Raw genomic sequence first — 14,342 nt, forward strand, 5'->3', positions numbered from 1 at the left:
ATGTGGGCGCTGGCGCCCACAAGGGAATCGTGGAGGTTTTGAACATGTTGCAAGTCGACACGCTGCACCAGTACTACGGCGGTAGCCACATCCTGCGCGGGCTGTCCTTTGATGTGAAAGTCGGCGAAGTCACCTGCCTGCTCGGCCGTAACGGCGTAGGCAAGACCACCTTGCTCAAATGCCTGATGGGTTTGCTGCCGGCCAAAGAAGGTGCGGTGAACTGGGAAGGCAAAGCCATTACCGGGTTCAAACCGCACCAGCGTGTGCACGCGGGGATTGCCTACGTGCCTCAAGGCCGAGAGATTTTTGGGCGGCTGACGGTGGAAGAAAACCTGTTGATGGGGCTCTCGCGTTTCCCAGGCGCCGAAGCCAAGGAAGTGCCGGCGTTTATCTACGAGCTGTTCCCGGTGCTGCTGCAAATGAAGCACCGGCGCGGCGGCGATCTGTCCGGTGGTCAGCAGCAGCAATTGGCGATTGGCCGCGCCCTGGCCAGCCGCCCGCGCCTGTTGATCCTCGATGAACCCACCGAAGGCATCCAGCCGTCGGTGATCAAGGAGATCGGCGCAGTGATCAAGAAACTCGCCGAGCGCGGCGATATGGCGATCCTGCTGGTCGAGCAGTTCTACGACTTTGCCGCCGAACTGGCCGACCAGTACCTGGTGATGTCCCGGGGTGAAATCGTCCAGCAAGGCCGAGGTGAAAATATGGAACGTGAGGGTGTACGTGGTCTCGTAACCATCTAATCTGTAGCCTCCTGACGATAAGCACACGCCATGAACCTGCCCGTTTCCCCTGCCCTGTTCACCCCCAGCTGGCACGCCGAGCTGGAACTCGGCTACGCGCGTTTCGGCGACACCACGCGCCCGGTAATGCGCCGCCACCTCGGCCCGCTGCGGGTGCAGAAGCACCTGTACGCCGAAGGCCCCGAGGTGTGCCAGCACATTATCGTGCACCCGCCTGGCGGGATTGCCGGCGGTGATCGCCTGGATATCAGCGCCCATGTCGGTGCCGGCGCCTGGGCGCAATTGACCAGCCCTGGCGCGGCCAAGTGGTACCGCGCCGGCGGCCCGGCGTATCAGCAACTGGACCTCTGTGTGGAAGCCGGCGCCACGCTGGAGTGGCTGCCCCAGGAAACCATCGTCTTCAGTGCCGCCCAGGCCGAACTCACCACGCGTATCGAACTGCACGGCGATGCGCGGCTGTTCTACTGGGATGTGGTCGCCCTGGGGCGCCCGGCCAGCAATGAGCGTTTCGACCTCGGCCACTTCCAATCGCACCTGGATATCCGCCGCGACGGCCAGTTGCTCTGGCACGAGCGCCAGCGCATTGTGGGCGCCGACGGCTTGCTCGACTCGCCCATCGGCCTGGACGGCCAGCCGGTGTTCGCCACGCTGCTGGTGACCGGCGATATAGAGCCCGAATTACTCGAACACTGCCGCGCCCTGCCCCACACCGTGCGCGGCGACCTGACCCAACTGCCCGGCTTGCTGGTGGCCCGCTGCCTGGCCAGTGAAGCGTTGCTGGCACGGGGTTGGTTGATTGATTTATGGAAATTGTTACGCCCCGTCATGTTTGGGCGAGAGGCGGTCGCACCACGAATCTGGAGCACATGAAGATCAATATGTGGGAGGGGGCTTGCTCCCGATAGCGGTGGGTCCGTGACAGATGTATTGCCTGACACTGCCCTATCGGGGGCAAGCGCCCTCCCACACTTGATCTCCATTGTATTTACGAATGTATTTCACGACGGACTGAACCATGGACCTGACCCCACGGGAAAAAGACAAACTGCTGATCTTCACCGCCGGCCTAGTGGCCGAACGGCGCCTGGCACGCGGCGTGAAGCTCAACTACCCGGAAACCATCGCCTACATCTCCGCCGCCTTGATGGAAGGCGCGCGCGACGGCCGCACCGTGGCCGACCTGATGCATTTCGGCACCACCCTGCTCAGCCGCGAACAGGTGATGGAAGGCATCCCGGAGATGATCCCGGATATCCAGGTGGAAGCCACTTTCCCCGACGGCACCAAGCTGGTCACCGTCCACCAACCCATCGCCTGAGGCACGGCCATGATTCGTGACGCTACCCAAAACGATTTGCCGGCGATCCGCGATATCTACAACGACGCGGTGCTGAACACCACGGCGATCTGGAACGAACAACCGGTGGACCTGGGCAACCGCCAGGCGTGGTTCAGCGCACGGCATGCCCAGGGTTATCCGATCCTGGTCAGCGTCGAAAACGCGGAAGTCACCGGCTACGCCTCCTTCGGCGACTGGCGCCCCTTCGAGGGCTTCCGCTACAGCGTCGAACACTCGGTGTACGTGCGCAACGACCAACGCGGCAAAGGCCTCGGCCCACTGCTGATGCAAGCCCTGATCGAACGCGCCCGCGCCTGCGGTAAACACGTGATGGTCGCCGCCATCGAAAGCGGCAACCAGGCCTCGATCCGCCTGCATGAGCGCCAAGGCTTCATCACCACCGGGCAGATGCCCCGAGTGGGTATCAAGTTTGGTCGCTGGCTGGACCTGACCTTTATGCAACTGGCTTTGAATCCGGGCGCGGAACCGCCCAAGGAGTGAGATCGATGAATGCCGCGCACCTGCGTCGAGTCAATGCAGAAAGTTTTGCCCACTACCGCCTGGGCTTGATCGAGCTGTTGCTGGACGCGGTGAAGCACGGTGCTTCGGTCGGCTTCATGGCTGACTTTGATGAGGCTCAAGCGCGCGCTTATCTGAGCGGCGTACAAGCGAGCATTGAAGACGCCAGCCTGCTGCTATGGGTCGTGGTACGCGACGAACAGGTGATCGCCAGCGTGCAGTTGGCGCTGTGCCAGAAGGCCAATGGCCTGAACCGCGCCGAGGTGCAAAAGCTGCTGGTGCACAGCAGCGCGCGCCGGCATGGCTTGGGCCAACAGTTGATGAACACCCTGGAACTCGCCGCGCGCCAGCACAAGCGCGGCTTGCTGTACCTGGACACCGAAGCCGGCTCACCGGCCGAAGCCTTCTACCAGTCGCTGCGCTACACCAAGATCGGTGAGCTGCCCGACTACTGCCAAAGCCCGGACGGGCGCTACAGCCCGACCGCCATCTACTTCAAGACCCTGGGGCAACCTGCATGATTCCTGGTGAATATCAGATCCAGCCTGGCGATATCGAACTCAACGTCGGCCGCCGCACCGTCACCCTCAGTGTGGCCAACAGCGGCGACCGGCCGATCCAGGTGGGCTCGCATTACCATTTTTTCGAGACCAATGACGCGCTGACCTTCGACCGCGCCGCCAGCCGTGGCATGCGCCTGAATATTCCGGCGGGCACGGCGGTGCGGTTTGAGCCGGGGCAGAGCCGTGAAATCGAGTTGGTGGATTTGAGCGGCGGGCGGCGGGTATTCGGGTTTGCCGGGCGGATCATGGGCGACCTTTAGGGCCTCATCGGGGGCAAGCCCCCTCCCACGTTTTGACCGCATTTACCCAACAAGGGTGGGAGGGGGCATGCCCCCGATAGCGATTTCATATTCAACACATATCTTCAGGGCAATCACATGAAAATCAGCCGCCAAGCCTACGCCGACATGTACGGCCCCACCGTCGGTGACAAGGTCCGCCTGGCCGACACTGAGTTGTTCGTCGAGGTCGAAAAAGACTTCACCGTCTATGGCGAGGAGGTGAAATTCGGCGGCGGCAAAGTGATCCGCGATGGCCAAGGCCAGAGCCAGTTGCTCGCCCATGAAGTGGTGGACACGCTGATCACCAACGCGCTGATCATCGACCACTGGGGCATCGTCAAGGCCGACGTCGGCCTGAAAAACGGCCGCATCCACGCGATCGGCAAAGCCGGCAACCCGGACATCCAGCCCGGCGTGACCATGGCCATCGGCGCCAGCACCGAAGTGATTGCCGGCGAAGGCATGATCCTCACCGCAGGCGGCATCGACTCCCACGTGCACTTCATCTGCCCACAGCAGATCGAAGAAGCGCTGACCAGCGGCGTCACCACCATGATCGGCGGGGGCACGGGACCTGCCACCGGTACCAACGCCACCACCTGCACCTCGGGCCCCTGGCACCTGGCGCGCATGCTCCAGGCCAGCGATTCGTTCCCGATGAACATCGGTTTCACCGGGAAGGGCAACGCCAGTTTGCCCGAGCCATTGATCGAGCAGGTCAAGGCCGGTGCCATCGGCTTGAAGCTGCATGAGGACTGGGGCACCACCCCGGCCAGTATCGATAACTGCCTGAGCGTGGCCGATGACTACGACGTGCAGGTGGCGATCCACAGCGACACCCTGAACGAATCCGGCTTCGTCGAAACCACGCTGGCCGCGCTCAAGGGCCGCACCATCCACACCTATCACACCGAAGGCGCCGGTGGCGGTCACGCACCGGACATCATCAAGGCGTGTGGCTTCCCCAACGTGCTGCCCAGCTCGACCAACCCGACCCGGCCGTTCACCCGCAACACCATCGACGAACACCTCGACATGCTGATGGTCTGCCATCACCTGGACCCAAGCATTGCAGAAGACGTGGCCTTCGCCGAAAGCCGCATCCGCCGCGAAACCATCGCCGCCGAAGACATCCTGCATGACCTCGGTGCGTTCTCGATGATCAGCTCCGACAGCCAGGCCATGGGCCGCGTCGGCGAGGTGATCACGCGCACCTGGCAGACCGCGGACAAGATGAAAAAACAACGCGGCGCCTTGCCCGGCGACGGTCCCGGCAACGACAACTTCCGCGCCAAACGCTACATCGCCAAGTACACCATCAACCCGGCGATCACCCATGGCATCAGCCATATTGTCGGTTCGATCGAAGTGGGCAAATGGGCCGATCTGGTGCTGTGGCGCCCGGCGTTCTTCGGCATCAAGCCGACCCTGATTCTCAAGGGCGGCGCGATTGCCTCCAGCCTGATGGGCGACGCCAACGCCTCGATCCCCACCCCGCAACCGGTGCACTACCGCCCGATGTTCGCCAGCTTCGGCAGCTCGCTGCACGCGACCAGCCTGACTTTTATCAGCCAGGCGGCCTTGGACGCCGGATTGCCCGACGCCCTGGGCTTGAAGAAGCAGATTGCCGTGGTCAAGGGCTGCCGGAACGTGCAGAAAGCCGACTTGATCCACAATGACTACCTGCCGGATATCGAGGTGGACCCACAGACCTATCAGGTCAAGGCCGACGGCGTGTTGCTGTGGTGCGAGCCGGCGGAGGTGTTACCCATGGCCCAACGTTATTTTCTGTTCTGACGTCGGTCAGTCGCGGGTACAACGTGTGGCTGATGAGCCCGCCGGGGATGTAGCCGAAGACAAGGTCATGACCGATACCTTATTGGGTGATGAAGCCGTCATCGTATTCATCACCCACAAGACGCAGGCCTTAACTATGCAGGGTTGTCCGGTTATGCCTGTTCGGCCATTTCAGCAGCGGTCAGCCCTTTGATGAGGGCTTGCTTGAGGGTCGACCACTCATTCATCAAGGCGTTGCTGGCGTTACGGTAGCGCTCGCTGGTGAGGTCATCTTCGGTGCTCAAGGCTTCAAGCCGCGCCAGGATGGGGTCGCGGTTAGCCGCAAACTGATCAGCGTATTTGCGCTGTAAAAACACCTGCCAGAACTCGCGCTGAGTGGTGGCAATAAATGCCTTGGCCGAGCCCTCCAACCCCAGCACTTCAGCTTCGGCCGCGGCCAGCATCTGCGGGGTAACCTGCGCAGTGGCCAGGTAGACCGCCTCTTGCGGTTGCCCCGGTAAGCCCAGGCGGTCGCGCAAGCCGATACGGTAGGCCAGGCGTATTTCCACGCGGTCGATCGCCAGGGCCCGTTTCACCTTGCTTTTGAGCGTGTCGTGGGACTGGGCAATGACTTCAAGACGCGTGTCGGCATCTCGCTGTGCAATACGCTCCACCTCATCGAGACGAAACAGGCCCTGGGCCAATTTGAGCAAGCGGGTTGAGGCCTGTGCATCATCAACCACGCCCACTTCCTCGTCAGACAGGCGGCGCAATTCCAGCCGGCTGAACACCAACGTAATACCGTCTTGGCAGGTGTCTACTTCACCCGCCAACTCAAACAGGCTTTCGCGCAGCTCACCCGATTCGGCCGCCGCATCCAACAGGGCCCATACCCGTGTGGCCAGATTCGAATAGGCGTTTTTGTAATCATCGGTTTTGCTCAACTCACTCAACAGCCTGAAAAACTTCTCGCTGGGCAGGATTGTTCCGTCGGGTTCCACACCCGGTGCCTCGCGCTCGATCAGCGCTTCGTTGAGCAGTGTCCAACGCTCGGTCCTGGCGGCCCGCTCCCCCTCAGGCACATCACGCATCCATTGCGCCAAGCGCTCGCTGGCGCTGGCTATCACCGGCTCTGGCGCCGTCACTGCCAGCGGCCCTTGGGGCACCCTGCCCGGCTGGGTGACCCGTACGTGCACCTCTGCGTAGTCATCGAGCCCCTGGGCGGAAAACGGGTTACCGTCCAGGTAGGTGGCGATAAAAATTCTGCGCATGGCGACAGGGTCCTCGTCAGCCGGGTCCAGCAGCTCGTTGGACGCCTGGGTGATCTGATTGTCACGCAGGTCGAGGATCTCAAGGTTCACCAGCGCGCGCAGGCCCGAGGGCATGCGGGTCAGGCCCATGCTGACCAGATCAATGTGGGTCAGCCACGTCAGGGCGCTCAGATCCAGCGCGCCCTCCAGTGGGTTGCCTCGCAGTGTCAGCCGACGCAAAGCCGTGCAGCGTTGCAAGAGCGGGGTATCGAGGGTGATCAGATCATTGTTGGCTACGTCCAGGGTTACCAGACGCGTCTGCTCACCCAACGCCGCAGGCACCTGCGTCAGGCGGTTGTTGGGGGCCTCGAACGTTTTCAGATGAGGGAACGCGCGTAAAAACTCGGCCGGGACCTCAAGCAAGCTCATGTGCCCCAGGTCGATAAAGCTGATGAACGGAAAGGACCCGGCAGGCAAGACCGGCAATGTGGGCGCCTCGAAACCGTTGAAGCTGAGTTTGTAACCCATAAACCGGTGACTGCGACTGTAAACAGGCTCCCCTACGACCTCCTGCCAACTGTTGAGCAGCTTCATGCGGATGACGCTGCGCGCATAATCGGTAGCCCGCACCACCTTACCCTCTTGCGCGGGCCACTCCAGGGCCAGCCCATGCCAGGCGTCGAGGGTATGCTTCAAACTGGCGAACTGCGCCTCCAACTCGGTGAGGCGCGCCCCGCGCCGGTCAGCCAGGCTGCGCAAAAAGCTATCGACTTCGCTGGTGCGCCAATAGGGGTAGATCTGACGCACTCTTGCGCGGTCCTGATTGGTCACTTCGCAACCGCCGTTCATAAGGCCACCTCCTCACACACGGCATTCAAGGGGTAGCCGTCACGACGGGCGGCCACGCGCATCACGCGTTCAAACCAAGGTGTTTCCACCGGCAGGTTCAAGGCCTTTCTCAGGGCCTTGGGTGCCAGTGCGTTGTCCTGAATCGCGTGTTTCAACGCAGGCGCCTCACTCACATGCGGCCGTCCCATGGCGGTACGTTCGCTATCGGGCAGAGCGTGTTGCAACGCGGCATACAGGGTGTCCGGCACATGCAGCTCATGGCCTTGGCCGTCGAATGCCTGATACCGCGTGCCGTTTTTCACCAGCACTTTGGTCTCAAGCGCAAACGGTGGACCAATACTGGTGCGCAGCGAGCCGGACAGGGACTCATCGCGAAGCTCAATGCGCACCTCGCCGCTCCATCCCGGCAGGGTTTCCAGGGTTTTAAGCACCAGCGTTGGCGTGTCCGGATTGGCCGGACTCTCCAGGTAAAGGCCTTCATACGCCCGTGCTATTCGTACACGCTGCTGCAGATAGCGCAGTGCTTCGCTGATCCGCAGTGGTATCAGTCGGCGTTGCTCGGCGCTTGGACCAAAAGGGGTGTTCAGGGTCTCGAGCTCCTTGGGTGTCGCTCGGTAAAGTACCTCCCGAGCGATGCTGGTGGGCATCTCGGGGAAACGACGCTGGATCACCTGAATCAATGCCCGTTGTGAATCACCACTCAGCAGCGGTTCGTCGCTGTAAAGACTGTTGAACAGCCGCTGCCCGCTGCGCTCGGCGAAGGCGGCCAGCCGCTGCTGCAACTGCGCGGCCCGCGCTGTGGCGTCCGCGGGGGCGTGCTGGCCCAGCACCTGTTTGATCTGTTCGTCGTTAAGGAATTGCACACTACGTTCGGGCAGTCTCCCGGCCATCAAGTCGGCCTTGGACACCCTCAGGATGTCACCTGCCAATGCGCTGCGCAGGCCATAACGCGCCTGCTCACCGAACGGGCTGAACACCTCGATGACGGTGTTGGCGGGCCACCCAGGGAGGTCGACCATCAGTGCCGCCGCGTAGTCGCACAGCGTGCTGCTGCAACGGCCGCGACGTATCTGCTCAATGACCTCACGCGCATCGGCATCAGCGGCAAAGCGCCGCAGCGTGTCCTTGAGCAGGCCGGGAAACGGCTCGGACTCGACGTACAGCTTGCGTAAGACGTCCTCGCTCATCGAGCTGACGGCCAATATCTGCTTACGCTGCACATCATCGAAACGCTCGAACGCCACGCCCAGACGGTCACGCAGCTGCGCACCTTGCCATTGCAGCGGCTGGTCGAGTTCATGGGTCCAGACCCCTTCGCCGTTGTGGTGCAAGCGCGGTTGGTAGGCGTTGCCGCGCGTGGGATGGCGCGCGGAGTAATGACCGCTTTGCGGGTCTTGCACGACCTCGTACTGCTGTTCGTCCAGCAGCAGTACCGAACGCCCCGGTAAACGATACAGCCCCAGGTGATCCGGCTGTGAGTCGGTGGGCAGCGGCACACGTCGCGCATACGCCGACAGGTTAGGCTTCCATAAGCGCGTTTGACCGTTGGGCAATTTGACCGCCTTCAAGCCCTCGACAAATGGCGAGGCCACGTAGTGAAAGATCACCGCCATTTCCGCCAGCGTCGCCAGGCTTTCGAGAACGTCGGTCAGGTGCGCCCACGCGGCCTCAACATCGCCCTGGCGCCAATCACGCACGCCCTCGAAGACACTGCTGATCAACTGGTTGGCGGTCACCAGCAGCATCGCGGCGCCCACGGGCGGTGCCACAAAGGCGGCAATGCCGACGACGAGCATGCCCACATTCAGGAAGTTGGACAGTCGGCGCTCGCGCGTCAGGGTGTCTTCCTTGGCGGTGGAGACCGCCAGCACCTGACCATCGTCCAGCCGGCGCTGACGCCACTGGCCGAACATTTCGTACCAGATGCCTGAAAGACCGACCCACTGGAAGTTCAGCGACAGGCTGATATGCAGTTCAACATTTTCCCGAGGGTCACGTCGCCAGTGACGATCCTCGATGGGGCCTTTCAAGTTCGAGACAGGGCTGAGGTATTTGAGGTAACCGCGCAGGTCGTCCTTCCAATTGCTCCCCGCTGGAGAATCCAGAACCTTTTGAGTCAGGCGCAGGAAAAAGTGCGGCCGGTCCTTCTCCGAGAGAAAACGGCTGAAAAAACGCTGGTAGTCGGTGAGCACGTCGCGCCCGCTGTCAATACGGCTGCCCTCGGGCCGGTACATCAGTTGGTGGGTCAACTCTGCTTCGAAATCACGGAAGGACGGATAGGTTTTCACCGGGTGATCGGGGTCATCCGGGATGTAGGCAATGACGTAACCACCGTCGTAGCGGTTGGCGTGTGTGCGAAAAAACACGGCACACTCCGTCAGGTTATAGCCCAGGATGCGCAGCGGGCTGTAGGTGACCGGACGTCCGTTGTCCCGGACATCGTCTTTGTCATGGATCACGTCAACCAACAGCTCGTAGTGCCGAAGTTCGATGTCTTCTTTCAATAGCGCCAGATACGCCGCCGCTTTTAACGCCGCCTTTTGGTTCAAGGTGTACGCGGTGGAAATGGCGACTTGCTCCGCCTGCGTACCGCCGTGGAAAAAATCATTTAAGTGTTTGGCGTAAAGCCCACCGATATCCAGGGTTCGGCAAATCGCTACAAACTGCGCCAGTGTGAGCTTGATCCGAACGATATCGAAATGTCCCTGGGCATCGGGCGCACTGATAAATGAAGACACGCTGTCGAAGTAATCGGGCTGGGCTTCAAACGCCTCGAAGTTGTTCAGGGCCGCCTGTAACAGAGAGAACGTGCGGGTGCGATAACCCGCCGTATTAACGCCCACGGGAATGCCGAAAAACGTGTATTCCACCGGGTAATAAAGCCGCAGCCAGGTGTTATCGACATCCAGCTCATGGCCGGCCGCTTTGAGGGCCGCCACCAGCAAGGGTTTGGCGAAGCCTGTGATGTCCTGAATGCCCCGGTTCGACAGATCGAACTGGTTTTGCGCGTGGCAACTGGCCTCGGTCAGTGTTTTCAAGACTGACTGCTGGGGTTCGGTGAGTGCCTCGTACCCGTCGGGGCTGTCGGGCTGTATCGCTTTGAGGGCTTTGCGCCGAGCCGTTGACGATTGCAACAGGCACTGCGGGATGGCGTTTTTGATCAGTTCAAAGTGGACGCCTTGATGGCGCGTCACGGGCCTGTTTGGGGCTGACAGTTCTGGCATTGCGGGGACCTGCGCATAGCTTAAGATGGATCGCTTAATCTACGCATGGCCCCCTGCAGATGGACGTCAACTAAATACCCCTTAGTTGCTCCAAGCTTCCCTCGGATCGAACGCGGCCTTTTGCGCCAGTTCCTGCCACAGCGCCTTGACCTCGTCATCCGTGTTCTTCGGCATGACGGCCTTGAGTTGCACAAACAGGTAGCCGCGCTGCCCGGCCTTGTTCAGCAAGCCATGGCCCTTGGCGCGCATACGCTGGCCGTTCTGGCTGCCAGCCGGCACCTTGAGGTTGATCTTGCCGGTAAGGGTCGGCACCGCCACTTCCGTGCCCAACGCCAATTCCCATGGCGCCAGGGGCAGGTTGATGATCAGGTTTTCGCCGTCCACTTCGAACTTGGGGTGCGGGGCAAACTTGATGATCAGGTACAGGTCGCCATTGGCCCCACCGCCAATCCCCGGCGCGCCCTGGCCCTTGAGGCGGATACGCTCGCCATCGGCCACACCGGCCGGGATCTTCACATTCAGGCTCTTGGTGGTGTTGCTGACATGGCGGCCCGAGGCGTCGTATTGCGGCACCTGGAAGCTGATCTGCTTGGACTCGGTGGACAGCGTTTCCTCCAGGAATACCGACAGCTGCATCTCCACGTCCTGGCCTTTACGCCCGGCAGGACGGCGCTGGCCACCCCCGAAGGCATCGCCGCGCGAGCCGAAGATCGAGCTGAAGAAGTCCGAAAAATCCTCACCACCGCCGCCACCGCCATAGCCGCCACGGCTCTGCCAGCCCGGCGGTCCCTGGAACGGCTGGCCATGTTGGCCGTATTTGCGCAGTTCGTCGTATTCGGCGCGTTTGTCGGCGCTTTTAAGCGCTTCATAGGCTTCGGACGCGTCCTTGAACTTGGCTTCGGCGTCTTTTTCCTTGCTGACATCAGGATGATACTTGCGTGCGAGCTTGCGATAGGCCGCCTTGATTTCCTTGTCATCGGCGGTCGGCTCGACACCCAGAATCTTGTAGTAGTCTTTGAAATCCATCGGCGGTTCACCATCCTTTATCGAGATCGCACAGCCCGGGGCACAACGTGCGCTGCTTTGCACCTGTTGAGTCTTGTGGCCTGGGGGTGCGTCAAAGTGTTATCGGCACTTGCCGTATGCAGCAGATGTGGGGGCAAATCCCCCAGTTTCAAGCACGATTTAACGGATGGTCGGCCTACGCATCCGCCCTCGACTGGCATACACTGCGCGGCCGTTTTTCAACCGGAACCCGATAGACATGAAAAACCCATCCCCAGCCCGTGCCTGCGGTATCGACTTTGGCACGTCCAACTCCACCGTCGGCTGGATCCGTCCCGGCATGGAAACGCTTATCGCGCTGGAGGACGACAAGATCACCCTGCCGTCGGTGGTGTTCTTCAACTTCGAGGAGCGCCGCCCGGTCTACGGTCGCCTGGCGCTGCACGAGTACCTGGAGAACTATGAAGGCCGGCTGATGCGCTCGCTCAAGAGCCTGCTGGGTTCCAAGCTGATCAAGCACGACACCAGCGTGCTCGGCACCGCGATGCCCTTCACCGACCTGCTGGCGCTGTTTATCGGCCAACTCAAGAGCCGCGCCGAAGCGAACGCCGGCCGCGAGTTCGAAGAAGTGGTGCTGGGCCGCCCGGTGTTCTTCGTCGATGACGACCCGATGGCCGACCAGGAAGCCGAAAACACCCTGGTCGACGTGGCGCGCAAGATCGGCTTCAAGGACATCTCGTTCCAGTACGAGCCGATTGCGGCCGCATTCGACTACGAGTCCACCATCGAGAAGGAAGAGCTGGTGCTGATCGTCGACATCGGCGGGGGTACTTCCGACTTCTCCCTGGTGCGCCTGTCCCCGGACCGCCGTCACAACGACAACCGCCACGATGACATCCTCGCCACCGGCGGTGTGCACATCGGCGGTACCGACTTCGACAAACAGCTTAGCCTGCAAGGCATGATGCCGCTGTTCGGCTACGGCAGCCGCATGAAAAGCGGCGCCTACATGCCCACCAGCCACCACATGAACCTGGCCACCTGGCACACCATCAACTCGGTGTACTCGCAAAAATCCCAGCTGGCCCTGGGCAGCATGCGCTACGACATCGAAGACACCGGCGGCATCGACCGCCTGTTCAAGTTGATCGAACAGCGCGCCGGGCACTGGCTGGCGATGGAAGTGGAAGAAACCAAGATCCAACTGACCCACGAAGACAGCCGCCACGTGTTGCTGGACCGGGTTGAACCGGGGTTGAGCGTGGAGCTGAGCCGGGCACTGTTTGAGTCGGCCATTAATGGCTTGCTGGAGCGCGTGCGCAACAGCGTTACGCAACTGCTGACCGACGCCTCGGTGAGCGTGGCTCAGGTGGACACGGTGTTCTTTACCGGGGGTTCCAGCGGCATTCCGGCACTGCGCCACAGCATCTCGGCGATGTTGCCGAATGCGCGGCATGTGGAAGGGAATATCTTTGGCAGTATCGGTAGCGGGTTGGCGATTGAGGCCAGTAAGCGGTACGGCTGCTGAGTTTTATCTGAAAGACCGCGTCGTGCCCATCGGGGGCAAGCCCCCTCCCACTTTTGAATGTGTTCACAGATCAAAATGTGAGAGGGGGCTTGCCCCCGATGAGGCCCGCCCAGGCAAACATGCCTTAAACCATTCCGCCCAGCTTCAGCTCACTCTTCAAATACGCATAATAAATCGGCCCAGCCACAACGCCCGGCAGGCCGAATGCGGCTTCAAACACCAGCATCGCCAACAGCAACTCCCACGATTTGGCACTGATCTGCCCGCCCACGATCCGCGCGTTGAGGAAATACTCGACCTTGTGGATCACGATCAAATACCCCAGCGCCGCCACCGCCACCCAGATCGACAGCGACAGCGCGACGATGGTGATCAGGGTGTTGGACATCAGGTTGCCGATGACCGGCAGCAGGCCGAGCAGGAAGGTCAGTACGATCAGGGTCTTGGTCAGCGGCAGGTGGATCCCGCACAACGGCAGCACCACGGCCAGGAATATGGCGGTGAAGGCGGTGTTGAGCGCGGCGATCTTGATCTGGGCGAAAACAATGTTGCGAAACGCCTGGACCAGCAGGTGCAGGCGGTCGAACAGCGCGGCGGCCAGGGGTTTGCGTTTGGTCAGGTCGGGCACGCGTTGCAAGGCGATGATGGCGCCGAGCACCATGCCGATCAGCAGTGTAACGAACATGTGGGCGGCGTCTTTGCCGACCAGTTGCAGTTCACTCAGGTGCTTGCTCAGCCAATCGCCGATGGCCACGCGGAACTCGGCGGCACTGGCGGGCAGGTAGGCGTCGAGGAACGGCGGCAATTGGCCGCGCGCACGGTCGACCACGCCCATGAATTTGTCGAGGGACGCCCCAGGGTTTTCCGCTTCGTGGAGCAGGAAGCTGATGGCGCCGGCAAAGATCAGGGCCAGCACGCTGACAATCAAGGTGCCAAGCAAAGCCACCGCCAGCCAGCGCGCGCGCCGGCCTTCGATCAACCGTTGCAGTTGGGGGGTGAGCATGTTGACCAGTTCATAGACCAACAAACCGGCCAGCAGGCTGGGCAGCAATTTGAGCGGCAGCACCAGCAGCAACCCGCCGAAAATGATGATGTAGCTGGCCAGCAACAACACATGACGCTGAGAAAACGTTGGCATACAGCCTCAAAACGAGCGGCGTTAAAGGATGGGCAGTCTGCCAGCCTTGAGTGAATCAAGCGAGTGGGTAGGTCGTGAATGCGATCAAGTGTGGGAGCTGGCTTGCTGTGGTGAGTGGGGCTTGCCC

At 61.4% G+C, this 14,342-nt stretch carries 12 protein-coding genes; 8 read left to right on the forward strand and 4 right to left on the reverse strand.

Annotated elements, in window-relative coordinates; translation table 11 throughout:
• Window positions 1–44 precede the first annotated feature (44 nt).
• From urtE to ureC, 7 genes are all read left to right on the forward strand, one after another.
• Complete coding sequence (gene urtE, locus BM403_RS10930; RefSeq protein ID WP_064053955.1) at window positions 45–743, forward strand: urea ABC transporter ATP-binding subunit UrtE; 699 nt, start codon at window positions 45–47, stop codon at window positions 741–743.
• Window positions 744–773: 30 nt separating this feature from the next.
• Entirely contained in the window at window positions 774–1,613 is an 840-nt protein-coding gene (locus tag BM403_RS10935) for an urease accessory protein UreD (protein ID WP_012721967.1), read from the forward strand.
• Between the two features lie 145 nt (window positions 1,614–1,758).
• Window positions 1,759–2,061 carry an urease subunit gamma gene (locus BM403_RS10940; RefSeq protein WP_010213535.1) on the forward strand — a complete coding sequence of 101 codons (303 nt, stop codon included), beginning with the start codon at window positions 1,759–1,761 and terminating at the stop codon, window positions 2,059–2,061.
• A 9-nt stretch (window positions 2,062–2,070) separates the two neighbouring features.
• A complete protein-coding gene (locus BM403_RS10945; protein ID WP_093542793.1) occupies window positions 2,071–2,583 on the forward strand; it encodes a GNAT family N-acetyltransferase in 513 nt (170 codons plus the stop codon).
• 5 nt (window positions 2,584–2,588) lie between these two features.
• Window positions 2,589–3,122, forward strand: a complete 534-nt coding sequence (locus BM403_RS10950) for a GNAT family N-acetyltransferase (RefSeq protein ID WP_012721965.1) — start codon at window positions 2,589–2,591, stop codon at window positions 3,120–3,122.
• Window positions 3,119–3,424, forward strand: a complete 306-nt coding sequence (locus tag BM403_RS10955; protein ID WP_012721964.1) for an urease subunit beta — start codon at window positions 3,119–3,121, stop codon at window positions 3,422–3,424. Before BM403_RS10950 ends, BM403_RS10955 begins: the two co-directional genes overlap by 4 nt.
• Window positions 3,425–3,541: 117 nt before the next feature.
• Window positions 3,542–5,242 (forward strand): urease subunit alpha, encoded by a 1,701-nt coding sequence (gene ureC, locus BM403_RS10960; protein ID WP_046033944.1) that lies wholly within the window; start codon window positions 3,542–3,544, stop codon window positions 5,240–5,242.
• Window positions 5,243–5,394: 152 nt separating this feature from the next.
• Here the strand turns inward: ureC and BM403_RS10965 are convergent, their stop codons facing one another.
• The 3 genes from BM403_RS10965 to BM403_RS10975 form a co-directional block, all read right to left on the reverse strand.
• The gene (locus BM403_RS10965; RefSeq protein ID WP_093542795.1) at window positions 5,395–7,320 is read right to left on the reverse strand and encodes an NEL-type E3 ubiquitin ligase domain-containing protein; all 1,926 of its coding nucleotides are present in this window, start codon (window positions 7,318–7,320) and stop codon (window positions 5,395–5,397) included.
• Window positions 7,317–10,358 (reverse strand): dermonecrotic toxin domain-containing protein, encoded by a 3,042-nt coding sequence (locus BM403_RS10970; protein WP_139237965.1) that lies wholly within the window; start codon window positions 10,356–10,358, stop codon window positions 7,317–7,319. Before BM403_RS10970 ends, BM403_RS10965 begins: the two co-directional genes overlap by 4 nt.
• Before the next feature lie 267 nt (window positions 10,359–10,625).
• Window positions 10,626–11,570: a DnaJ C-terminal domain-containing protein gene (locus BM403_RS10975; RefSeq protein ID WP_012721960.1), complete on the reverse strand. Its 945-nt coding sequence runs from the start codon at window positions 11,568–11,570 to the stop codon at window positions 10,626–10,628.
• A 238-nt stretch (window positions 11,571–11,808) separates the two neighbouring features.
• Here BM403_RS10975 and BM403_RS10980 point away from each other — a divergent pair, with 238 nt between their 5' ends.
• Window positions 11,809–13,077, forward strand: a complete 1,269-nt coding sequence (locus tag BM403_RS10980; RefSeq protein WP_093542800.1) for an Hsp70 family protein — start codon at window positions 11,809–11,811, stop codon at window positions 13,075–13,077.
• 124 nt (window positions 13,078–13,201) lie between these two features.
• On the opposite strand, the gene BM403_RS10985 is transcribed toward BM403_RS10980, so the two are convergent.
• The gene (locus tag BM403_RS10985; protein WP_012721958.1) at window positions 13,202–14,215 is read right to left on the reverse strand and encodes an AI-2E family transporter; all 1,014 of its coding nucleotides are present in this window, start codon (window positions 14,213–14,215) and stop codon (window positions 13,202–13,204) included.
• Between the last annotated feature and the right edge of the window lie 127 nt (window positions 14,216–14,342).

It is taken from the genome of Pseudomonas sp. OV546, assembly GCF_900116845.1.
Taxonomy (GTDB): domain Bacteria; phylum Pseudomonadota; class Gammaproteobacteria; order Pseudomonadales; family Pseudomonadaceae; genus Aquipseudomonas; species Aquipseudomonas petroselini.

Excerpts from the sequence above, each read along its gene's own strand:
- urtE (WP_064053955.1), top strand. The coding sequence starts at position 45 with ATGTTGCAAGTCGACACGCTGCACCAGTACTACGGCGGTAGCCACATC.
- BM403_RS10935 (WP_012721967.1), top strand. The coding sequence starts at position 774 with ATGAACCTGCCCGTTTCCCCTGCCCTGTTCACCCCCAGCTGGCACGCC.
- BM403_RS10940 (WP_010213535.1), top strand. The coding sequence starts at position 1,759 with ATGGACCTGACCCCACGGGAAAAAGACAAACTGCTGATCTTCACCGCC.
- BM403_RS10945 (WP_093542793.1), top strand. The coding sequence starts at position 2,071 with ATGATTCGTGACGCTACCCAAAACGATTTGCCGGCGATCCGCGATATC.
- BM403_RS10950 (WP_012721965.1), top strand. The coding sequence starts at position 2,589 with ATGAATGCCGCGCACCTGCGTCGAGTCAATGCAGAAAGTTTTGCCCAC.
- BM403_RS10955 (WP_012721964.1), top strand. The coding sequence starts at position 3,119 with ATGATTCCTGGTGAATATCAGATCCAGCCTGGCGATATCGAACTCAAC.
- ureC (WP_046033944.1), top strand. The coding sequence starts at position 3,542 with ATGAAAATCAGCCGCCAAGCCTACGCCGACATGTACGGCCCCACCGTC.
- BM403_RS10965 (WP_093542795.1), bottom strand. The coding sequence starts at position 7,320 with ATGAACGGCGGTTGCGAAGTGACCAATCAGGACCGCGCAAGAGTGCGT.
- BM403_RS10975 (WP_012721960.1), bottom strand. The coding sequence starts at position 11,570 with ATGGATTTCAAAGACTACTACAAGATTCTGGGTGTCGAGCCGACCGCC.
- BM403_RS10980 (WP_093542800.1), top strand. The coding sequence starts at position 11,809 with ATGAAAAACCCATCCCCAGCCCGTGCCTGCGGTATCGACTTTGGCACG.
- BM403_RS10985 (WP_012721958.1), bottom strand. The coding sequence starts at position 14,215 with ATGCCAACGTTTTCTCAGCGTCATGTGTTGTTGCTGGCCAGCTACATC.